The following is a 20,411-nucleotide window of genomic DNA, read 5'->3' as shown; positions in this document are numbered from 1 at the left end:
GCCGGTCAAGCGCCGGCCGCGCGGGTGTCGAGGATCAGCCGCGCGCTGCGGCAATCCTCTGCGATCTGGGCCTTCAGCGCGTCGAGCCCGTCGAACTTCTCTTCCGGCCGGATGAACTCGATCAGCGCGACGCGCAGGTCGGCCCCGTAGAGATCGCCCTCAAAGTCGAAAAGATAGACTTCGAAAACCTCGCCGATCCCGTTGACGGTCGGACGCCGCCCCCAGTTGGCGACGCCGTCGCGCCATTCCGGCTCCGCCCCGGCTGCAAGACTGACGCCGGCGCGCACGGCGTAGACGCCATAGGCGGGCCGCAGATAATCGCCGAGGTCGATGTTCGCCGTCGGGAAGCCGATGGTGCGGCCGAGCTGCGCGCCGGTCTGGACGGTTCCCTCGATCTCGAACGGCCGGCCGAGCAGCGCGGCCGCCTGGCCCGGCTGCCCGGTCTTCAGATAATCGCGGATCCGGGTCGAGCTGTAGACCTCGCCGCCGGCGCCGGCGGCAGGGTCCACGACGGTCACCTGGAAACGCCCGTCGGCTTTCAGCGTCTCCACCGTGCCGGTGCGGCCCTTGCCGAAACAGAAGTCGTAGCCGACGACCAACTCGCTGACGCCGACCCCCTCGACCAGGACCCGGTCGATGAAATCCTGCGCCGTAAGCTCCGCGAGCGCGCGATCGAAGGTGAGGCGAACCAGAAGGTCGAGACCGAGCGCCTGCAGCTGGTGCGCCTTGATGCGGAACGGCGTCAGCCGGAAAGGCGGGACGTCCGGCTTGAAGAAGGTGACAGGATGGGGCTCGAAGGTCAGAACCCCGACGGGCGCGCCCGTCTCCTCGGCGAGGCGCGCGGCGCGGCCGATTACGGCCTGATGGCCGCGATGCACGCCGTCGAAGTTCCCCAGGGCGAGCGCCGCGCCGCGCGCCTCGGCGGGATAGTCCGCCAGTTGATGGATGATCTGCATGAATGGTCCGGACCGGGCGACATCTTCACTCTGTTCGAGAGGGACAATAACGGAGGTCCCCCGGTGCGCCCAGCCCCTCGGCGCGTGGCGGCAGCCATCCTCTCACCCTCATCCGGGCGCTTTCGCGCCCGCGGGCCCGTCCTTCTCCCTCACCCCTTCGCGCTCTCCTCCTCGACGCGCGAGCGGACCATCATCTTAGCGGTCCCGTCGCAGACCAGCTTGTCGCCGACGCTGGCGGTGGTCTTGCAGACGATGCGCTTCTTCTCGGGGATGATGTCGGTGATGACGGCGCGCGCGGCGACCGTGTCGCCGGGCCGCACGGGCGCCAAGAACTTCAGATCCTGGCTCAGATAGATGCAGCCCGGGCCGGGCAGCTTCATGCCCAGCACCGTCGAGATCAGGCTGGCCGTCAGCATGCCGTGGGCGATGCGGCCCTTGAAGATCGTATCCTTCGCGAAGTCCTCGTTGACGTGGACCGGGTTCATGTCGCCGGTCACGCCCGAGAACATCACGATGTCCGATTCCGTGATCGTCTTGGCGAAGACGGCGGACATGCCGACCGACAACTCTTCGATGAAGTAGCCGTTCAGCTCCTCATGCAGACGTACATTGTCCATAACAGGGCGGCTCCTTCATCCGTCCATCGACCTATCATTGTGCGGTGCAATGTACCGGTCGGGGCGGTTCGGTGCAACGGCGGCGCTGAGCGCGGCGCGTCACCGTGCGATCGGATCGATCGGCGTGCGGTCGGCCAAGCCCGTCGCCTCCTCGAAGCGCTTCGCCATGCCGAGGAGCTGCGCCTCCCCGTGCGGCGGGCCGACCAGCTGCAGGCCGACGGGCAGGCCGTCCTCCGTCAGCCCGCAGGGCACGCAGATCGAGGGCAGCCCGGTCAGCGTGATCGCCGAACAGATCGCCAGCCAATCGACGTAATTGTCGAAGCGATGGCCCGCCGCCTCCTCGACATAGCGCTGTTCGACCGGGAAGGGCGGGACGATCGCCGCCGGGCAGACCAACAGATCGTACGCCTCGAAGAAGTCGCAGCAGCGCGCCAGCAGCGCCGCGCGCGCGATCTCGGCGGCCGCGATCTCGTCCGCGGTCAGCGCCATGCCTTTTTCGATGTTCCAGACGACGTCGGGCTTCAGCAGGTCGCGATGCTCCGCCAGATGCGTGCGGTGGTTCGCGACGTAGCCGGCCGCGCGCAGGGTCTGGAAGATCTCCGGCGCGCCGGCGAAATCGGGGCACGCCTCCTCCACGACGGCGCCCAAATCCTGGAACAGCGTCGCCGCCGCCGCCGTCGTCTCGCGCACCCGGCGGTCGACCGGCAGAATTCCGAGATCCGGCGAATAGCCGACGCGATGCGGCGCCCGGCCGTTATGCGCCGCCTGGCGGAAACTGGAGGCCGCCGGCGGCCGTGAGATCGGGTCGCGGGGGTGCTCGCCCGCCATGGCGTCCAGCATCAGGGCGACGTCCTCCACCGTGCGGCCCATCGGCCCCTCGACCGCCAAAGTCCCGAAGGGAAGACTGGCTGACGAGCGCGGCACGACGCCCGGCGAGGGGCGCAAGCCCACCACCTGACAGAAGCTCGCCGGCGTGCGCAGACTGCCGCCGAGGTCCGAGCCGGTGGCGAGCCACACCTGCCCCGTCGCCAGAGCGACGGCCGAGCCGCCGGAACTGCCGCCGCAGGTCAGATCCGTGTTCCACGGATTGCGCGTCGTGCCCAGCACCTCGTTGAAAGTGTTGGCGCCGGCCCCGAACTCAGGCGTGTTGGATTTGGCGATCGGGACGCCGCCGCGCGCCTCCAGCACCTCGACCGTGATGTCGGAGGCCTCGGGAACAAAATCCTTGTAGATCAGGCTGCCGAAGGTGCAGCGCACGCCGGACACTTCGTTCAGATCCTTGACCGCGACCGGCAGGCCGTAGAGCGGCCAGTGGGCGCGCGCGCCGTCCGCCTGCGCCTCCGCCCGCGCGCGGCAGCGCGTCGGCAGGGCGTTGACGGCGCCGTCGACGGCCTCGATCCGATCGAAGGCGGCGGCGATCAGCTCCTTCGGGCTCACCTCGCGCGCCTTCAGGGCGTCGACCGCCTGGCAGGCGGTCCAGCGGATGGGGTCGCTTGCGCGCTCCTCGCTCATTGCGGCGGGCCTTTCGTTGGTGTTTTCTCCTCGCGGCGGGGCGAGTGTAGAAAGCTCGCCCCCGACCGGCCAAGCGAAATCCCGCCTCCCGCGAAAGACGGAACCGAAGCCCATGAGCGAGACCGCCGCCGCCGATTCCCGAACGGACCCCGGCCTGGAGCGTCTGCCCGTCAGCGTGCTGACCGGTTTTCTGGGCAGCGGCAAGACGACCGTCCTGAACCATCTGCTGCGCCATCCGGCGATGGGCGAGACCGCCGTGGTCATCAATGAGTTCGGCGAGGTCGGGATCGACAACCGGCTCGTCGAGACCGCGACCGAGGACATGGTCGTCATGGACTCCGGCTGCCTGTGCTGCACCATCCGCGGCGATCTGATCGAGACGTTGCGCACGCTGATCCGCCGCCGCTGGAAGGGCGAGATCCCGGCCTTCGAGCGCCTGGTGATCGAAACGACAGGCCTCGCCGATCCCGCGCCGATCCTGCACACGCTGATGACCGATCCGGTGATCTCGGCGCGCTATCGCCTGGACGGCGTGGTCGCGACGGTCGACGCCGTCGCCGGGGCGGAGACCTTGGACCGCCAGCCGGAGGCGGTGAAGCAGGCCGCCGTCGCCGACCGCATCCTCCTGACCAAGACCGACATGATCGTCGACCCGACGGCGCTGGAGACGCGCCTGAAGGCGATCAACCCGGCCGCGCCGATCCTGGCCGTCGCGCACGGCGCGGCGGAGCCGTCGGCCCTGTTCGACGCGGGCCTGTACGATCCGGAAAGCAAGAGTCCGGACGTCGCCAGATGGCTGGCGGAGGAGGCCTACAAGACGGATCACGCTCACGCTCACGATCACGGCCGTCATCACCACGACCCCAACCGCCACGACGCGCGCATCCGCAGCTTCGTCGTGGAGTGGGATCGGCCGATCCGCTGGGACGCCTTCGTGGATTGGATGGAGGCGCTGATCGCCGGCCACGGGGCCAACCTGCTGCGCATCAAGGGGATCCTGGATGTGGCGGAGGTCGAGGGACCGGTCGCCGTGCACGGCGTGCAGCATGTCTTCCACCCGCCGGCGATGCTGGAGCGCTGGCCGGAGGGGGAGCGAAAACGCTCCCGCCTCGTCTTCATCACCCGCGACATCAACAAACAGCCGGTGGCGGAAATGTTCGCGGCCTTCATGCAGGAGACTTAGCCTCCCCCTTCATGGCCGGAGGTTGGAAGGGGGGCGCGATTTCCGTTCAGGAAATCGACCCGGCGCCCCGCGCCGGGATCCTTCAAGCGCCCGACGGCGCCCACCCTCTCCCCGATCCATTCCCATGAGGGAGCGGGAGACATTCACCGACACCTCAGAGAAACCGCCGCACCACCCGTTCCAGCAAGTCGCTGACCGGGTTCTCGAAGCCCGCGTGCGGCAGCGAGCCGCAGAAGGTGATCGAGCCGACGGAAAAGACCGCCCCGCCGGCGGGCGTCTCAAAATAGGTCATGTCGGCGCGCAGCAGGCTGTTCGGCGGGTCCCCGGTCACCGTGGTGATGTGGGTCAGCATCTCCTCCGGCACGACGACGAAGCTCTCAGCCGCGCTGTCGGAGCGGGCGAGGATCGTGATGCCCTCGGGGCTGCCCAGATCATGATCGACGCGGTCGAGCTCGAACCCGGCCGCGCCGCCGCCGGACAGGCCGAAATCGCCCAGCCGGTCGCCTTCCTTCAAGTCGCCCAGAATCCACGCGCCGGGCGCGTGCGCGTCGACCGCCTCGACCCGATAGCTGGAGGCCTCGAACTGGCCTTGCGCGCTGAAGCCGATCCCGGTGAGGCGCTGCGGCGGGCGGCCGAGCCGGCGCCACAGCCCGCCATAGGAGCCGTCGAAGGCGTGGTGCGCCTCGCCCGGCTGGGCGGGCCAAGCGCGGATGCCGCCTTCGGCGCGGCGCACTTCCAGCAGATGGGGTTCTTCCGTGTGGCGCACGATCTTCCAGTAGAAGCCGTTGCCGCCGAGATAACAGAGCAGCCCGCCGCGATCGCGATAGGCTTCCAGCGCGTCCAGCATGGCGGGCGTGTGATATTCTGGATGGCTGCCGGTCAGCAGGACCTTGTAGCCCTCGAGCGCCGCCGCCCCCTCCTCGTCCAACCGATCGTCGGTGACGAGGTCGACCGTCAGCCCTTTCGCCTCCGCCCAGGCGATCAGATGGCTGTCGGCCGGGAAGTGACGCAGGCCCGAGCCCTCGCCGTAGCCGAAGGTGACGTAGCCGGGGCGCAGCGTGAACAACGGTCGGCGCCAGCTGGCGTGACAGATGCCGGCGCCGTCGCGATACCGGTTATAGGTCGACTGGCCGTATTCCGGATAATCCGCAGGATTGTAGGGGTAGGCGTTCCACGCGCGGAAGCGGTCGCGCCAAAACTCGGCGAAGTCCGGCCGGGCGTGGTTGCCGTAGATCGCGTAAGTGAAGGTCGAAATCAGGATCGCGACGTCGGCCGTGCGCCGGCCCTTGGGCGGGCCGACGAAAAAGGGCATGGCGTCTTCCGCCTCGCCGCAGCGAATGCGCGCGATATAGACGCCGGACGGCAGGTCCTCCGGAACGGTCCAGGAAAAGTCGTCCTCCCACCCGAAGTCGGCGACGGAGTCGCTGTGGAAATGGATCGCAGCGTAGTGGGCGGGCTCGTCGCGCCAGCTGAAGGCCCTCCCGTCCCAGGCCGATCCCGTGACGCCGCGCACCGGATGGTTCTTGATCCGGCCGTGCAGGCCCTGCGGCCCGACATCGGACGCGCTCCAGGTCTCAATCCCTTGCGAGAAGTCCCATTGGGCCGCGATCGCCTCATGCACGTCGCGGATCGTCGGCGCTTCGATCTTGCCGTCGAAATGGTCCGCCGGCTCGCCGGCCTGGTCGAGGCGCGCGGCGACGCCGACGCGCAGACGCGGCTCGAACGTCAGGGCGCCCGGCGTCGGCGCTTCGACCGCCGCCTCCTCGCTCTCGCCTGGCTGCGGGGCGTCCGCGCGGCCCGAGGGCAGCGCGCGCCAGCCGACCGCGAGACGCCCGGTCGCCGGATCGGCGTGTAGGCGCACCGCGTACCAGCGCTTCGGCTTCAGCGGCGTTTCGGCCGACACCTCCGCGCCGCCGGCCCGCGCGGCGATTCCGCCGGCCGCATCGATCAGCAGCGTCGCCCCGCCGGCGCACAGGATCGCCTGCTCTCGCCCGTCGCCGGGCAGCGTTGGGAAGATCACGGCCTCAAGCGCGTACGCGCTCCCCTTCGCGATCGCCGGCCCGTGCGAGACGGCGACCCAGCTTCCCGGATTGAAGGGCTGCACGCGCGAGGGGTAGGCGCCGGCGAAGGCGGCTTCCACCGGCCGCTCGACGATCCCCGGCCCCTCGGGATTGGGGTCGGCCGAGATTGACCGGACGAGCCATGCCTCGTAAGGCCCCTCGCCGTGGCTGGAGACCTTGAAGCGGATCGTCTCGCCCGGCCGGACCGACAGCCGGTCGCTGTAGCCGAGGAGCGGGATGCGGCCCGTCTGCAACGCCATGTCGTCTGAGCTCCCCCCGAAGCCTCTGCGCGCCTCACTCTATGGTGAGGCCGAGCTTGCCCTTCACTTCCTGATCGAAGCCGACGGTGACCTCGCCGTCGTCATGCTCGATCACCGGGCGCTTGGCGAGCGATGGGTTGTCCTTCACCAGCATCGCCGCGCCCTCGTCCGCGCCGGCCAGCGCCTGCGAGCCTTCGTCGAGCTTGCGCCAGGTCGTGCCGCCACGGTTCACCAGCTTGTCGGCGCCGACCCAGTCGGCCCAATTCTGCGTGGTCTCCATGTCGAGATGGGTCTTCTTGAAATCGACGAATTCGTAGTCGACGCCGGCGGCGTTCAGCGCCTTGACCGCCGTCTTGCAGCTGTCGCAATTCTTCAGGCCGTAGACCTTCATGCCGTCTCGCTCCTAAATCGATGTCAGTCGCCTGAGTCCGTCACTCGGCGGCGAAGCGGGCGGTCTGGGCGTGCGCGTGATCGCAAATGTCGGCGACCAGACGGCCGAGATCACGCGTGAGCCGCGCGAAGCCGTCGGTCTTCTCCAACGCGGCCTCGTGCATGTAGAGGCCGCGGTTGATCTCGATCTGCAAGCTGTGCCGGTCCTGAGAAGGTCGACCGTAGGCGCGCACCAGCTCCGCCCCGCGATAGGGGTCGTTGATGCGCACGGTGTAGCCCATCGCCTGGAGGCGGTCACGCACGAACTGCGTGAAGGCGGGCGCGCAGCTGGTGCCGTCGCGGTCGCCCAGGACGAAGTCGGCGCGCTGGCCGGCGCGGCCCGGCACCGCCGGGCTGCTGCTGGCCGGCATGGAATGGCAGTTGAGATGCCAGACCGCCCCGAAGCGCGTGTGCGCCGCCGTCAGCAGATCCTCCAGCGCCGCATGGTAGGGCCGCCAGAAGGTCTCGATCCGCCAGGCGACCTCGGCCGTCGGCAGCGGGCCGTGATAGAGCGGGCGCTCGCTGGGGCAGCTGCGCCAGACCAGACCGTGGCCGAGGCGCGATTTCTCCGTCGGGTTGAGCCGCCCGGGCCACGGCCCGTCGATCAGCCCGGGGTCCAGATCGTCGACGGCGCGGTTCGGGTCGATGAAGCTGCGCGGGAACAGCGCGGCCAGCAGCGCCGCGCCGTGCGCCGGGCCGTCGGCGAACAACTCGTCGACGAAGGCGTCTTCCACCCGGCGCAGCTCGCGCCGCGGCACGCGCGGCTTGAAGCCGTCGGGATAGACCGCGCCGGAATGCGGCGAATCCAGCACGACCGGGGCCTGCGCCGTCCCGTCCGCCGGGGCGGTCAGCCGGTAGACCCCTTCCAATCCGCTCGTCTCGGCCGCGCGCATGGCTGTCCTCACCGTCCTGCTCCGCCTTTTGAAATAGCAACGCCGCGCCCGGTTGGCAAAGCCGCAGAGCCGGTCCTATAGTCGCGCCCCGCACGGACAGCTGAAAGGAGCGCCCCATGGCCGGAGAGATCGACGCCCGCCTTGAGAAACTCGGCATCACCTTGCCGGAGCCGCCGGCCGCCGCCGGCGCCTACACCCAAGTCGTCCCCGTCGGCGACCTGCTCTACGTCTCCGGCCAGGTGCCCTTCTGGAACGGCGACCTGAAATTCGTCGGCAAGGTGGGCGAGGACTTCTCGCTCGAGGAGGGCCAGCAGGCCGCCCGGACCTGCGCGCTCAACATCGTGGCGCAGGTCAAGCGCGCGCTCGACGGCGATCTGGATCGCGTCGTGCGGATCGTGAAGCTGGGCGGCTTCGTCAATTGCCCGACCGATTACAAGGAGCACCCGAAGGTGATCAACGGGGCCTCCGACCTGATGGGCGAGATCTTCGAGGAAAAGGGCCGGCACAGTCGCTTCGCGGTCGGCGCGGGCTCGCTCCCCCTCGGCGTCGCGGTGGAGGTCGAGGCGATCGTGCAGGTGCGCTGAGCGCGGGTCCGGCGGCTCAGAGCGCGTCGCTGGTCGCGAAGGCGACGCCCTTCTCCTTCATGTCGGCGACCGCCGCCGCGAGCGAGCCGTCGAGGTCGATGCCGCGGCAGCCGTCTTCGACCAACGTCACCGGGTAGCCGAGCTTCACCGCGTCGACCGCGCTGTCATGGACGCAGAAATCGGTGGCGAGACCGAGCATCACCAGCCGCTTGACCCCCAAATCCTTGAGATAGCCGTCGAGGCCGGTGGGCGTCTTCTGATCGTTCTCGAAGAAGGCGGAATAGCTGTCGATGTGCGGGCGGAAGCCCTTGCGCACGATCATGTGGGCGCGGGTCGTCTCCAGATCCTTATGGAAGGCGGCGCCCTCCGTTCCCTGGACGCAGTGGACGGGCCAGAGCACCTGCGTCCCGTAGGGCGCCTCGATCGTCCCGAAGGGCTCCGCGCCGTCGTGATTGGCGGCGAAGGAGAAATGCTCGCGCGGGTGCCAATCCTGGGTCAGGACGCAAAGCGGATAGCGCGCCATCAGGCGATTGCAGACGGGGACGATCCGGTCCCCCTCGCCCACTTCCAGCGCGCCGCCGGGGCAGAAGTCGTTCTGCACGTCGATCACGATCAGGGCTGTGCTCTCGTCGTTCATCAAGGCTTCCTCTTTCGAACGATGGCCGTTGGGCGAAGCGTAAGCGCTGCAGGCCGGATTGGGAACCGGCGTGACGGCGCGTCCGCTGCGCTTCCCAGACCTAGCTGATGATAAGCCGTCCAACATCCGTCGTCGCGGCCGCAAGAGCCGGGACAACCGGAGCCTGGGGAGCGCGCGAACACCGGTTGGCCCGGATCCAGTCCGGGCCGACGCCCGGGGGGAAGTTGGGGCGCGACGGCGGGAGTCGACGCCACCCTCGGAGTTGGGGACGGCTATGAAGATCGCTCTTGGGGGCCGTCGCGCCTTGGGCTAGCGTCTCGTCCATGCGCCGTCTGATCACGCTCCTCGCCGCCCTTGCAGCCTTCGCGCCCGCCCCTGCGGCCGCGCATGTGGCGGAGCGCGGCATGGTGATGCTGCTGCCGACCGACTATTACCTCGTCGGCGGGGCGCTGGCGGTGGCGGCCAGTTTCCTCATGCTGCTGCTCGCGCCGGCGCGCGCGCCGAAGCCGCCGGAGGCTGCGCGCGCGCCGGGGGAGAGCGCGGCGCCGCTCAGCTGGCTTTCCTTCGCGTTGTTGCTGTTATTGCTGGCGGCGGGGCTCGCGGGCACCCGCGATCCGCTGCTGAACCCGCTGCCGATCGCAGTCTGGACGGGCTTGTGGGTCGCGTTGACGCTGGCGCATGCGCTTTTGGGCGACCTTTGGGCCTGGATCAACCCGTGGAGCGGGCCGGTGCGCCTCGTCCGACGGCTGATCGGGCCGGCGCCGCTCAGGCTGCCGCCCTGGCTCGGCCGCTGGCCTGCGATCGTGACGCTGCTGGCCTTCGCCTGGTTCGAACTGGTCGACGTCGCGCCCGACGATCCGGAGCGCCTGGCGGTCGCCGCGGGCCTCTATTGGCTTTTCACCTTCGCGACCATGCTGCTGGTCGGCGAGCGGGAGTGGGCGCGGCGCGGCGAATTCCTGTCGGTCTTCTTCGGCTTCATCGCGCTGCTGGCGCCGGTTCGTCGGACGGCCGGCGGCGGGGTCGGCCTGACGTGGCCGGGGGCGAAAATCTTCGCCGCCCCGGCGCCCAGCCCGACGGCCGCGCTGTTCGTGCTGACCGCGCTGTCGACCGTCTCGTTCGACGGGCTGAATAAGACCTTCTGGTGGCTCGACCTGATCGGGATCAATCCGTTGGACTTTCCCGGGCGGTCGGCCGTCATGATCGACAACACGCTCGGCCTGCTGGGCGCGGCGGCGGCGTTGAGCGGCGCCTATTTCCTGGCCGTTTGGATCGGCGACCGGCTGGCCGGCGGCGACGGGCGCGGGCTGATCCGCACTGACGCGGGCAGGGGCGGCGCCTTGGCGCTCTCGCTGCTGCCGATCTCGCTCGCCTACCACTTCTCGCACTATCTGACGGCGCTGCTGGTCAACGCGCAGTACGGGCTGGTCGCGATCACCGACCCGTTCGCGACCGGCGCCGACTGGTTGGGGGTCGCGGAGATGCATGTCGTCACCTCGTTCCTGATGAACCGCGAGTCGGTCGAGGCGATCTGGAACCTGCAGGCCGGCGCCATCGTGATAGGCCATGTCTGGGCGGTGGGTCTCGCGCACTTTCTGGCGTTGGCGCACTACGGATCGGCGCGGCGCGCGGCCCTGTCGCAGATCCCGCTGGCCGGCTTGATGGTGGGCTACACGGTCTTCGGGCTCTGGCTGCTCTCGACGCCGACGGGAGCGTGAGCACAGAATCTTCTGGATTTTGAATCGTTCGTGTACGAACATTTTTTCTCGCAATGCAACGAGGGCCGCCCTCCCCGCCGGACAGGCGACGGAGCCTATAAAAACCGCGGCTTCGACGAACAGGAAAGCAGGAGGCTTCAAGCAGATGGCTGAGAACAAGACTCCGTCCCGCGGCCGGGCCGCAGGCGCCGCGCCGTCGCGCCGCTCGGTGCTGGCCGGCCTGGGCGCGGGCGCCGCGTTGGCCGCCTCGCCCGGCTTCGTGCGCTATTCCCAGGCGCAGAGCTCCGCCCCGATCAAGATCGGCTTCCAGGTCCACCGCACCGGCATCGGCGCCGCCTACGGCCGCTGGTACGACCGCACCACGAGCGCGGCGGTCAAGCTGATCAACGACGCCGGCGGGATCAACGGCCGCCCGGTCGAGATCGTCGCCGAGGACGACGGGACCGATCCCAAGCGCGGTTCCGAGGTGGTGGAGAAGTTCGCGACCCAGCATGAATGCGACGTCGCCTACGGCACGTTGTTCAGCCATGTGGTCATCGGCTCCGCCCCGCGCGCGGGCGAATTGAAGATCCCCTATTTCGTCGTCAGCGAAGGCCATCACGTGGCGTCCGGCATGCTGAACCGCTACACGCTGCAGCCGGGCATCACCGACGTTAAGAGCCAGGTGATCGCGATGGCCCCGTGGGTTTCGGAGAATCTCGGCAAGAAGGTCACGATGATCTTCCCCGACTTCGCCTTCGGCCATAACCACCGCGACTTCTTCTCGGAGGCGATCGCCGCGCAGGGCGGCGAGGTGATCGAGAAGATCGCGATCCCGCCGACGGAGAGCAGCTTCTTCAAGTATTTCCCCAAGATCCCGCGCGAGACCGAGGTGCTCTACCACGTCATGGTCGGTCCGGGCGTCCTCACCTTCGTCAAGGAGATGGGGGAGTTCTACGGCTCGAACCGCCCGCAGATCTTCGGCTTCATCGACAGCCTGGAGGCGGTCGCCATCGACAGCCCGGGGCTGGAGTTCCTCGACGGCACCTATTTCTGGGAGGGCATGCCGCGTCACGCCCAGGCCGACCAAACGCCCTACGACAAGTTCTACCGCGAGGCGGTGGGCGTCGACGCGCGCGGCGCGAGCGTGGAGGATTCCAAGGACGTCTCCACCTACGCCCACATGTTCGGCTGTTGGGAGACCCTGAACATCATCAAGGCCGGGATGGAGACCTCGGGCTATCGCGGCCCGCAGGATCGTCCCGCCCTGATCGAGGCGGTCGAGGCGATGACCGAATTCCCGGAAAGCCAGGCCCACCCGCAGGGCGCCAAGATCTTCAACGGCAAGACCCATCAGGTCTTCGGCCACCAGTATATCAGCCAGGTGCAGGGCGCGGACCTCGTCAAGGTCCACACCACCAGCATGGAGGCCGGGCTCTACGAGGACGAGGTGGACTACACCGAGCGGCCGCTCTAAAGCGGCGCCCTCCATTCCGCGAGATCCCCGGGTCGAGCCCGGGGATGACGGGCTTGTTTCGAATCAAGAGCTCGTCATGGCCGGGGGAGACCCGGCCGTCTCAGCCCGCCTCGCGCCGGCCCCTCGCCTTGCCGCCCAGGACCTGACGCCCTCATGGATTTCGGCCCCTATTTCCTGCTCGCCTCGCTCGAAGGGGCCGTCGGCGCGGCGGTGTTGGCGGTGACCGCGCTCGGCCTGTCGTTGGTCTTCGGCGTGATGCGCATCGTGAACGTGGCTCACGGCGAGTTCTTCATGCTGGGCGCGGTGATCGCCTGGTGGGTCGCGAGCCTGATCGGGATCCACCCGGCGATCGGCTTCCTGGCGGCGCTGATCGTCAGCCCCTTGATCGTCGGCGCGCTGGCCGCGGTCGCCGAGCGCACGGTGCTGACCCGCCTCAACTACGATCCCGAGGCCACCATCGTCGCCACCATCGGGATGCTCTACGTCATTCAGCAGGCGGTGCTGATGACCTACGGACCCGACGCGCGCCCTGTGCAGCCGCCCTTCGATTTCCGCATCCAACTGCCTTGGTTCGGCTATTCCGCCTACAAGCTGTTCGTGATCGCGGCCGCTTGTCTGCTGTTGCTGGGCGTCTGGTGGGGGCTGACGCGCACCCGCATCGGCCTGATGATGCGCGCGACGCAATTCGACCGCGAGACCGCGCGCGCCTTCGCCATCCCTGTCGACAAGGTCTATGGCGGCGTCTTCGCCTTCGGGGCGATGCTGGCGGCGCTGGGAGCGGTCCTCGTCGTGCCGGTGCAGCAGGCGCATTACCTGATGGGGCACGATCCGCTGCTGCTGTCCTTCATCGTCGTGATCATCGGCGGGCTCGGCAGCCTGCGCGGCACGGTGCTGGCCGCGGTCATCATCGGGATGAGCGACGGCGTCATCTCCGTGTTCTTCTCCCCGACGCTCGCCAAGATCATCGCGACGCTGGTCGTCGCCTTCGTCCTGGTCTGGCGCCCGCAGGGCCTGTTTGGGGAGCGCCCGGCGTGATGCGGGAGATCTTTCGCCCCGACGGCGGGACGGCGCTGCATCTCGGCGTGCTGATCGTCCTCTTCGCGCTGCAGTTCGCGCTCAGCGACTATCACCACATCAACATCGCGCGGATCATGGTGCTGGCCTGCTTCGCGATGGGCTACAACATCGCCTTCGGCTACACGGGGCTGTTGAGCCTGGGCCACGCCATGTTCTTCGGGGCCGGCCTGTACGGGGCCGGTCTGGCCGCCCAGTTCGCCGCCGTCTCCGGCCCCGGGGCCTTCGTCATCGGGCTCGCGGCGGCGGTCGCGCTGACCGTGCTGGCCGGCGCAGTGGCGCTGCGCACGGCCGGGGTCAGCTTCATGATCGTGACGCTGATGTTCGCCCAGGCCGCCTACCTCACGATCTACTATTTCGGCGAGTTCACCCGCGGCGACGAAGGCTTCGTCTATCCGGACGCCATGCGCACGCTGTTCGGCCTGGAGCTGATCGAGCCTACGGTGCGCTACACGGTCGCCTTCGGGCTGTTTGCGATCTGCCTGATCGCCTCCTTCGCCGTCGCGCGATCGGGCCTCGGGCGGATCTTCGTCGCCGTGCGGGAGAACGAGGACCGCGCGCGCATGCTGGGCTACGACGTCTATCGCATGAAGCTGCTCGCGCTTACGATATCCGGAGCGATGGCCGGGGCCGCCGGCGCGGCCTACGGGCTGCTGTTCGGCTATGTCGGGGCCAGTTTCGCGAACATCGAATATTCGATCTATCCGCTGCTCTGGGTGCTGATGGGCGGCGCCGGGGTGGTGCTGGGGCCGCTCCTCGGCACGCTCGCCATGTTCTATCTGGTCGACGTGACCAGCGGCTTCACGACGGCCTATCTGCTGGTTGTCGGCGCGGCCCTGATCGCGCTGATCCTGTTCTTCCCCAAGGGCGTGCTGGGCACCGTGCGCGAGAAGCTCGGGGCGAGGGGGGCGCGATGGCTGCCGTAGAAGAGGAGGCGGCGCCGTTGCTGCTGGAGACCCGGGGTCTGACCCGTCACTTCGGCGGCCTGACGGCGGTCGACGACGTCGACTTCCAACTGCCGACCGGCGAGATCCGCGCCATCATCGGCCCGAACGGCGCCGGCAAGACCACATTCGTCAGCCTGCTGTCCGGGCGCATTCGGCCCAGCGCCGGCCGGGTCACCTTCGCCGGCCAGGACGTCAGCCGGCTGAAGGCGCATCAACGCGTCGCCCGCGGCATCGCCTACACGTTCCAGATCACCTCGATCTTCAAGGCGATGAGCGCGCGTGAGAATGTGATGCTGGCGGCTCAACGCCGCCTCACCAAGGGTCTGATCGGTCCGCCGGAGGCGGAGCTGCGCGCGCTCGCCGACGAGGCGCTGGCCCGCGTCGGTCTGGCCGAGCGCGCCGAGGAGGCGGCCGGGAACCTCAGCTACGGGCATCAGAGGCTGCTGGAGGTCGCGATGGGCCTCGGCCTCGCGCCGCGTCTGCTGATCCTGGACGAGCCCACCCAAGGCCTGTCGGACGAAGAGATCGCCGCCTTCATCGATCTCGTGCGCGAGATCGCGCAAGAAAGCACCGTGCTGCTGATCGAGCACAACATGCACGTCGTCATGGGGCTGGCCGAGCGCATCACCGTGCTGGACCGCGGGCGCGTCCTGGCCGAAGGCGCGCCCGAGGAGATCAGGGCGGACGACGCGGTGCAGCGCGCTTATCTGGGGGGGTGAGGCGATGGGACTGCGCGTCGAAGGGCTGGCCGCCGGCTACGGGGCGACGCGGGTGTTGCGGGATTTCTCGCTCAGCGTCGAGGCGGGCGAGATCCTATGCCTTTTGGGGCGCAACGGCGCCGGCAAGACCACGGCCCTCAAAGCGATCATGGGCCTGGTGAAGCCGAGCGCGGGCCGGGTGATGGTCGACGGCGCCGAGATCGCGACCCTTCCGGCGGAACAGGCGCCGCTGCACGGGCTCGGCTACGTACCGCAAGGCCGGCGGCTGTTCGCCGAGCTCTCCGTCGCGGAGAATTTGGAGATCGGCCTCATGGCCGGGGACAAGGCGGGCCGCGGCGGCTCGGCGGCCGAGCGGCGCGCCAAGGCGCTCGATCTTTTTCCCCAACTTCGCGAAAGGCTGCAGCAGCGGGCGGGGACGCTGTCCGGCGGGGAGCAGCAAATGCTCGCCATCGCGCGCGCGCTGTGCCTGGAGCCGACGGTGCTGCTTCTCGACGAGCCGACGGAGGGCCTCATGCCCTCGATGATCGCGCGCATCCGCGAGGTGACGACCGCGCTGAAGGACCGCGGCGTCGCGGTGCTGCTGGTCGAGCAGCGCGTCGAGGCGGTGTTGGAGATCGCCGACCGTGTCGTCTTCGTCGAGAACGGCCGCAGCGTCGACGAAGTCGCTGCAAGCGACCTGCGGTTGCATCCGGAAAAACTTCAGCGGTATGTGGGTGTCGGTCGGTGACGATGTTTTTCGCCGCAAAAACAAGCGGCTATATTGATACAAAACGGTAAATATCCAGAGGCCGATTACGGTAATAAACACAAACCCGAGGCAAATTTCCCGTTTCGCATGATCCATCTCCTTTCGGCTGCCGAACTTAGTTCCGTACATACAGGACTACAGGGAGCCGATGCGATGCTGTCTTTACTTAAGAACAACGAGCCGAATACGGACGCGCTTGGAGGCGCCGATTTCAAGGCGATGGTCGACGACATGCCGATCAACGTCATGATGTGCGACCTTGATAATTTCGAGATCACCTACGCCAACGCCGCGACGATCGAGACGCTGCGCAAGATCGAGCACGTGATGCCGATCAAGGCCGACGAGCTCGTCGGCTCCACCATCGACATCTTCCACAAAGTCCCAGAGCACCAGCGTCAGATGCTGCGCGACGAGCGCAACCTGCCGCACCGCGCGCTGATCGAGATCGGCGGCGAGAAGTTGGACTTGTTGGTCTCGGCGGTGCGCGACGCGCAGGGCCGCTACATCGCCCCGATGGTCACCTGGTCGCTGGTCACCGAGCAGAAGAAGCTGGAGCGCGAGGCCAAGATGCAGCGTCGCATGCTGGATCAGATGCCGATCAACGCGATGATGTGCGACAGCGCCGATTTCACGATCACCTACGCCAACGACGCGACGCTCGAGACGCTCGGCGAGCTTCAGCACCTTCTGCCGATAAAGCCGGAGGAGCTCGTCGGCTCCACCATCGACGTCTTCCACAAAACGCCGCAGCGCCAGCGCACCATGCTGAGCGATCCGTCGAACCTGCCGCACACCGCGCGCATCAAGCTCGGCGACGAGACGCTGGAGCTCAAAATCTCGGCCATTGAGGACGGCGAGGGAGAGTATGCGGCCGCGCTGCTCACCTGGTCGGTCGTCACCCGGCAGGTGAAGATGGTCGACAGTTTCGAGACGACGGTGAAATCGGCCGTCGACAGCGTCGCCTCGGCCGCGACGCAGATGCGCTCGACCTCCGAGACCATGGCCTCGGGCGCGGAGGAGACGAACACACAGGCCTCCACCGTCGCGGCCGCCTCGGAGGAGCTCGCCCAATCAGTCGACGAGATCAACCGGCAGGTCTCGCGCTCCAGCGAGATCGCCGAACAGGCGGTCGAGCGCGCCGCCCAGTCCAAGCGGCAGGTGGAGGAATTGCAGACCTCCTCCAACGAGATCGGCGAGGTGATCGACCTGATCAACGACATCGCCGGCCAGACCAACCTTCTGGCCCTGAACGCGACGATCGAGGCCGCCCGCGCGGGCGAGGCCGGCAAGGGGTTCTCGGTCGTCGCCAACGAGGTGAAGTCGCTGGCCAACCAGACCGCCAAGGCGACCGAGGAGATCGGCCGCCAGATCAAGGGCGTGCAGAGCGCCAGCGCCAAGGCCGCGGACGCCATCGGCTCGATCTCCGAGACGATCGACGAAATCAAGGAGATCTCCGGCGGAATCTCGGCCGCTGTCGAACAGCAAAGCGCCGCCACCAAGGAGGTGACCACCAACATCTCCGGCGTGCACCAGGCCTCGAACGAGACCGGCGAAGCGGCCTCTGAGACCCTGACCGCCGCCGGCGAACTCTCGACCCAGGCCGAGACGCTCTCGTCCGAAGTGGACAAGTTCCTGGGCGAAATCGCCGAGACCTGAGCGGAGACCGACGCCAAGGCGGGTCGGCCCTTCGGGAGGCGCGGCCGACCCCGCCGCCGCGTCGCGTGAGCGTGGCCCGACCCGACCGATCGACCCTAAGGAGACAGGCCATGTGGCTGCCCGACGACCATCAGACCTGCGGCGGCGACGCCGACGCCCGCGCCTCAACCCCGGCCCGCCCGGCGAACGCGACGCCCGGCGAGACCGTCCGCTGGTCCTCCCCCGACGTGAAGGCCCTGGCCGACAATTCGGAGCTGGGCGTCCTGATCTGCGCCGTCGATTCGGCGGCCGATCACGCCTGCAGCATCCTCTACGCCAACCAGGGCTTCTGCGAGATGACGGGCTACACAGCGGATGAACTCAAAGGCGCCAGCCCTAAAATGTTCCAAAGCGCGGAGACGGATCGAGCCACGCTCGATCGCGTTCGCGCCGCGCTGGAGGCCGGACCCTCCGCCTCCTTCGAGCTATGCAACCGCGACCGCGCCGGGCGCCCCTACTGGGTCTCGGTCGAGATGATCCCGGTCGGCCGGGACGGCGCGCGAATGATCTACGCCGCCTTCGAACGCGACATCACCCAGGAGCGCGCGCAGCGACAGGCGCTGGCGGACTACGTGGACGCCGTGCGAACGGCCGAGCGGGAGACGGGCCGCGGCTTCTGGCGCTTCACCCCGGAGACCGGCCGCCTCTGGCTTTCGCCGGAGGCGCGGCGCACGCTGGCGCTTTCAGGCGCCGGGACGTTGGACGAGGCGATCGACCTGAGCGCGTTGATGGCGGCGCTCGACCCGAAGGACGGACCGGCCGTCGTCGCCGCGATGCACGAAGCCGTCCAGTTCGGACGCGCCTTCAGTCATGTGGCCGGCCAAGACGCACGGCTGCTCCGCTTCCGCGGCCGGCTCGACGCCGGGTCGGGGGGCGCGGTGCTGGTGGGGGACGTCGAACTCGTCACCGACGAAGCCGCGCGGATCACGACGTTGGAGCAGGAGCTGGCCGCCCAGCACACCGCGATTGAAGCCAAGAACCGGTTCCTGGCGATGATGAGCCACGAGCTGCGCACGCCGCTTAACGCCATCATCGGATTCTCGGAGCTCGGCCTCGCCCTGGCGGGAGACGCCGCGCCGCAGGACGCCGGCCCCGACAAGATCCAAGGGTATCTGCACGACATCCTGGCGAGCGGTCGAAGCCTAAAAGAAATCGTGGACTCTGTCCTCAACGCGTCGCGCTTCGATCTGGGACGCATCCCGATGACGCCCGAGCCGTTTCGCGTTCGACCGGTGATCGAGGAGGTGTGGCGGCGCTCCGGCGCGGCGGTCGACGCGCCGCCGCGTCTCGTCCTGGACGTGCCGGAAACCCTCGTTCTGGACGCCGACCCCAACCTCATGCGCCAAGCCTGGACGAACCTGTTCGCCAACGCTCTGCGCTACGGCGCGGGCGACAGCGTGACCGCCGGAGCGGCCCGAACCAGGGATGCGTTGATCCTTTACGTCGAGAATGACGGCCCCATCATTCCGGAGGAGATCGTCTCGACCTTCGGCGTACCCTTCGTGCGCAGCGGTGAGGACGAAACCCGCGCCCAGAACAAGGGAATCGGGCTCGGCCTGTACGTCTGTTCCGAAATCGCAAAGCTTCACGGCGGGTTTCTCTATGTCGATCGCGAGCGGGAACGCGGAGCCCGCCTCGGCCTCGCGGTGCCCGTCGAGCGCGAGATCGTCGATCCCGCCGCCCCCGCACCCCTGGTCGAGCCCGCGCGCTCGGTCGAGGACCCCGCGCCCTCCCCCCGCAAGCCCGGAGAGACCCAATGATCGGATTGACCGCCGGCCCGGCGCGCCTGACCGCCTGGAACGATCCCGCAACGGCCGACGCTGAACGCTACCCAGACAGCGCGGCGCTCGTCGAGCGGTGGCGTCGCTTGGCGCGCCGCGACGCCGGCGCGACCCGCGCGGATTTCGATCTGACCGTCCTCGGTCCCGGGGCGGCAGGCCGTCTCGCGGTCTTCGAACCGGCCGGCGCGCCGGAGGATCCGCTGACGGAGTTCCGCTGCCGGCTGTTCGGCGTCGCGCTCGTCGCCGCGCTGGGCTGCGATCTCACCGGTCGACGGCTGTCCGGCGCGCTTCGAGACGCGGCGGCGGAGCAGGCCTTCGCCACCTTGCTGCGCCGCACTCTGCGCGACGCCGCGCCGCTGTTCTTCACGATCGACGGAGCGCCGGAGCGCGGGGCGTTGCTTCTGCCCTTGCGCGCCGAAGGCGGCGCGCAGCACGTCCTGCTGTTCGCCGAGCCGCTGGCGCAGGAGCGACGCGCCAGCCCGCTCGACGCCAGGCCGCTGGCCGCCGGAACCGATCCGTTCGCCGACGCAGCCGAGCCGGTCGAGCCGGCGCCGCCCCCCTTCACCCGACGCGTCGACGCGTTGCAATCCGTCGTCGATTCCGCCGCGGCCGAGGCTTCCGCCGCCGCGCTCACGCCTGAGACGGCGGAGCGTTTCGCCGCGATCGGCGATCATCTGAGTGCGACCGCGCGCACCGCCGCGGATCTCGCAGACATCGCGGACGCGTTCCGCGCCCTGCCTCCCGAACGCTATCTCGAACGGGTGGCGGAACAATTGGAGCAGCGCCTGCTGGACGCGCCGAACGGGCCGAACGCGCATGCCTATCGGACCTTGTTGGCGAAAGCCAAAGCGGGGCGGGCGGCGCGAACGGCCTTCTAGGACCGGGGCCGCACCCCGGCCGGATCACACACTGAGGTGCGGGAAATCGGGCGCCGTCCACCGCCGCGGACGCGAGCCGCCGCCCCTTGCCTCGGCGCGGGTCGCCGAGCGGCCCGCCTGGTCGTCAAGGCGGGCGCGGACCGCTCTGCCGACGCGCTTGTCGCGTCTCTCGTCGATCAGATCGCGAAGGACGGTCAGGCCAGCGCGCATCCTCGCCGGCTCCTCTTGACCTCGGTGGGTCGACGCCCGCTCCCGGCTCTTCGG

18 protein-coding genes are annotated in these 20,411 nt (G+C 68.7%); 11 read left to right on the top strand and 7 right to left on the bottom strand.

All coding sequences use genetic code 11. The features are described from left to right. Positions 1-5: 5 nt before the first annotated feature. From RIB45_RS00470 to RIB45_RS00460, 3 genes are all read right to left on the bottom strand, one after another. Positions 6-956 carry a bifunctional riboflavin kinase/FAD synthetase gene (locus RIB45_RS00470; protein WP_350047628.1) on the bottom strand — a complete coding sequence of 317 codons (951 nt, stop codon included), beginning with the start codon at positions 954-956 and terminating at the stop codon, positions 6-8. Positions 957-1,105: 149 nt separating this feature from the next. Continuing rightward, on the bottom strand, positions 1,106-1,573 hold the full coding sequence (locus tag RIB45_RS00465) for a MaoC family dehydratase (RefSeq protein WP_350047626.1): 468 nt from the start codon (positions 1,571-1,573) through the stop codon (positions 1,106-1,108). 99 nt (positions 1,574-1,672) lie between these two features. After that, positions 1,673-3,085, bottom strand: a complete 1,413-nt coding sequence (locus tag RIB45_RS00460; protein WP_350047624.1) for an amidase — start codon at positions 3,083-3,085, stop codon at positions 1,673-1,675. A gap of 112 nt (positions 3,086-3,197) precedes the next feature. Between RIB45_RS00460 and RIB45_RS00455 the strand changes: the two genes are divergently transcribed. Continuing rightward, a complete protein-coding gene (locus RIB45_RS00455; protein WP_350047622.1) occupies positions 3,198-4,268 on the top strand; it encodes a CobW family GTP-binding protein in 1,071 nt (356 codons plus the stop codon). A gap of 154 nt (positions 4,269-4,422) precedes the next feature. On the opposite strand, the gene RIB45_RS00450 is transcribed toward RIB45_RS00455, so the two are convergent. Genes RIB45_RS00450 through RIB45_RS00440 form a run of 3 tightly spaced genes read right to left on the bottom strand, consistent with a single transcriptional unit; the run spans position 4,423 to position 7,922 of the window. Further along, a complete protein-coding gene (locus RIB45_RS00450) occupies positions 4,423-6,588 on the bottom strand; it encodes a N,N-dimethylformamidase beta subunit family domain-containing protein (protein WP_350047620.1) in 2,166 nt (721 codons plus the stop codon). 34 nt (positions 6,589-6,622) lie between these two features. Continuing rightward, positions 6,623-6,979, bottom strand: a complete 357-nt coding sequence (locus tag RIB45_RS00445) for a Spx/MgsR family RNA polymerase-binding regulatory protein (RefSeq protein WP_350047618.1) — start codon at positions 6,977-6,979, stop codon at positions 6,623-6,625. Between the two features lie 40 nt (positions 6,980-7,019). Beyond that, on the bottom strand, positions 7,020-7,922 hold the full coding sequence (locus RIB45_RS00440; protein ID WP_350047616.1) for an N-formylglutamate amidohydrolase: 903 nt from the start codon (positions 7,920-7,922) through the stop codon (positions 7,020-7,022). A gap of 104 nt (positions 7,923-8,026) precedes the next feature. Here RIB45_RS00440 and RIB45_RS00435 point away from each other — a divergent pair, with 104 nt between their 5' ends. Next, complete coding sequence (locus tag RIB45_RS00435) at positions 8,027-8,494, top strand: RidA family protein (RefSeq protein WP_350047615.1); 468 nt, start codon at positions 8,027-8,029, stop codon at positions 8,492-8,494. Between the two features lie 16 nt (positions 8,495-8,510). Here the strand turns inward: RIB45_RS00435 and pncA are convergent, their stop codons facing one another. Then, a complete protein-coding gene (gene pncA / locus RIB45_RS00430) occupies positions 8,511-9,131 on the bottom strand; it encodes a bifunctional nicotinamidase/pyrazinamidase (protein ID WP_350047613.1) in 621 nt (206 codons plus the stop codon). A gap of 323 nt (positions 9,132-9,454) precedes the next feature. Here pncA and RIB45_RS00425 point away from each other — a divergent pair, with 323 nt between their 5' ends. From RIB45_RS00425 to RIB45_RS00385, 9 genes are all read left to right on the top strand, one after another. Then, positions 9,455-10,846, top strand: coding sequence for a hypothetical protein (locus RIB45_RS00425; protein WP_350047611.1), 1,392 nt, complete (start codon positions 9,455-9,457; stop codon positions 10,844-10,846). A gap of 145 nt (positions 10,847-10,991) precedes the next feature. Further along, positions 10,992-12,302 carry an ABC transporter substrate-binding protein gene (locus RIB45_RS00420; RefSeq protein ID WP_350047609.1) on the top strand — a complete coding sequence of 437 codons (1,311 nt, stop codon included), beginning with the start codon at positions 10,992-10,994 and terminating at the stop codon, positions 12,300-12,302. Between the two features lie 153 nt (positions 12,303-12,455). After that, the gene (locus tag RIB45_RS00415; RefSeq protein ID WP_350047607.1) at positions 12,456-13,337 is read left to right on the top strand and encodes a branched-chain amino acid ABC transporter permease; all 882 of its coding nucleotides are present in this window, start codon (positions 12,456-12,458) and stop codon (positions 13,335-13,337) included. After that, on the top strand, positions 13,337-14,302 hold the full coding sequence (locus tag RIB45_RS00410) for a branched-chain amino acid ABC transporter permease (RefSeq protein ID WP_350047605.1): 966 nt from the start codon (positions 13,337-13,339) through the stop codon (positions 14,300-14,302). The genes RIB45_RS00415 and RIB45_RS00410 overlap by 1 nt, the downstream gene beginning before the upstream one ends. Beyond that, complete coding sequence (locus RIB45_RS00405; protein WP_350047603.1) at positions 14,290-15,042, top strand: ABC transporter ATP-binding protein; 753 nt, start codon at positions 14,290-14,292, stop codon at positions 15,040-15,042. The genes RIB45_RS00410 and RIB45_RS00405 overlap by 13 nt, the downstream gene beginning before the upstream one ends. A gap of 4 nt (positions 15,043-15,046) precedes the next feature. Beyond that, positions 15,047-15,769 (top strand): ABC transporter ATP-binding protein, encoded by a 723-nt coding sequence (locus RIB45_RS00400; protein ID WP_350047601.1) that lies wholly within the window; start codon positions 15,047-15,049, stop codon positions 15,767-15,769. Positions 15,770-15,943: 174 nt separating this feature from the next. Continuing rightward, positions 15,944-17,449 (top strand): methyl-accepting chemotaxis protein, encoded by a 1,506-nt coding sequence (locus RIB45_RS00395; RefSeq protein WP_350047599.1) that lies wholly within the window; start codon positions 15,944-15,946, stop codon positions 17,447-17,449. Between the two features lie 110 nt (positions 17,450-17,559). Next, positions 17,560-19,248 (top strand): sensor histidine kinase, encoded by a 1,689-nt coding sequence (locus tag RIB45_RS00390; RefSeq protein WP_350047597.1) that lies wholly within the window; start codon positions 17,560-17,562, stop codon positions 19,246-19,248. Continuing rightward, positions 19,245-20,147: a PAS domain-containing protein gene (locus RIB45_RS00385; RefSeq protein ID WP_350047595.1), complete on the top strand. Its 903-nt coding sequence runs from the start codon at positions 19,245-19,247 to the stop codon at positions 20,145-20,147. The genes RIB45_RS00390 and RIB45_RS00385 overlap by 4 nt, the downstream gene beginning before the upstream one ends. Positions 20,148-20,411: the final 264 nt, after the last annotated feature.

Origin of the sequence: Marivibrio sp. (genome assembly GCF_040218065.1) — a bacterium.
In the GTDB taxonomy this organism is placed as follows: Bacteria; Pseudomonadota; Alphaproteobacteria; order UBA8366; family Aestuariispiraceae; genus Marivibrio.
Note: the sequence above shows the minus strand (reverse complement) of the source record. Positions and strands in the feature narration are given on the sequence as shown.

Bases quoted from the DNA above. Each gene is read 5' to 3' on its own strand.
- RIB45_RS00470 (WP_350047628.1), bottom strand. From the start codon at position 956: ATGCAGATCATCCATCAACTGGCGGACTATCCCGCCGAGGCGCGCGGC.
- RIB45_RS00465 (WP_350047626.1), bottom strand. From the start codon at position 1,573: ATGGACAATGTACGTCTGCATGAGGAGCTGAACGGCTACTTCATCGAA.
- RIB45_RS00460 (WP_350047624.1), bottom strand. From the start codon at position 3,085: ATGAGCGAGGAGCGCGCAAGCGACCCCATCCGCTGGACCGCCTGCCAG.
- RIB45_RS00455 (WP_350047622.1), top strand. From the start codon at position 3,198: ATGAGCGAGACCGCCGCCGCCGATTCCCGAACGGACCCCGGCCTGGAG.
- RIB45_RS00450 (WP_350047620.1), bottom strand. From the start codon at position 6,588: ATGGCGTTGCAGACGGGCCGCATCCCGCTCCTCGGCTACAGCGACCGG.
- RIB45_RS00445 (WP_350047618.1), bottom strand. From the start codon at position 6,979: ATGAAGGTCTACGGCCTGAAGAATTGCGACAGCTGCAAGACGGCGGTC.
- RIB45_RS00435 (WP_350047615.1), top strand. From the start codon at position 8,027: ATGGCCGGAGAGATCGACGCCCGCCTTGAGAAACTCGGCATCACCTTG.
- pncA (WP_350047613.1), bottom strand. From the start codon at position 9,131: ATGAACGACGAGAGCACAGCCCTGATCGTGATCGACGTGCAGAACGAC.
- RIB45_RS00425 (WP_350047611.1), top strand. From the start codon at position 9,455: ATGCGCCGTCTGATCACGCTCCTCGCCGCCCTTGCAGCCTTCGCGCCC.
- RIB45_RS00420 (WP_350047609.1), top strand. From the start codon at position 10,992: ATGGCTGAGAACAAGACTCCGTCCCGCGGCCGGGCCGCAGGCGCCGCG.
- RIB45_RS00415 (WP_350047607.1), top strand. From the start codon at position 12,456: ATGGATTTCGGCCCCTATTTCCTGCTCGCCTCGCTCGAAGGGGCCGTC.
- RIB45_RS00410 (WP_350047605.1), top strand. From the start codon at position 13,337: ATGCGGGAGATCTTTCGCCCCGACGGCGGGACGGCGCTGCATCTCGGC.
- RIB45_RS00405 (WP_350047603.1), top strand. From the start codon at position 14,290: ATGGCTGCCGTAGAAGAGGAGGCGGCGCCGTTGCTGCTGGAGACCCGG.
- RIB45_RS00400 (WP_350047601.1), top strand. From the start codon at position 15,047: ATGGGACTGCGCGTCGAAGGGCTGGCCGCCGGCTACGGGGCGACGCGG.
- RIB45_RS00395 (WP_350047599.1), top strand. From the start codon at position 15,944: ATGCTGTCTTTACTTAAGAACAACGAGCCGAATACGGACGCGCTTGGA.
- RIB45_RS00390 (WP_350047597.1), top strand. From the start codon at position 17,560: ATGTGGCTGCCCGACGACCATCAGACCTGCGGCGGCGACGCCGACGCC.
- RIB45_RS00385 (WP_350047595.1), top strand. From the start codon at position 19,245: ATGATCGGATTGACCGCCGGCCCGGCGCGCCTGACCGCCTGGAACGAT.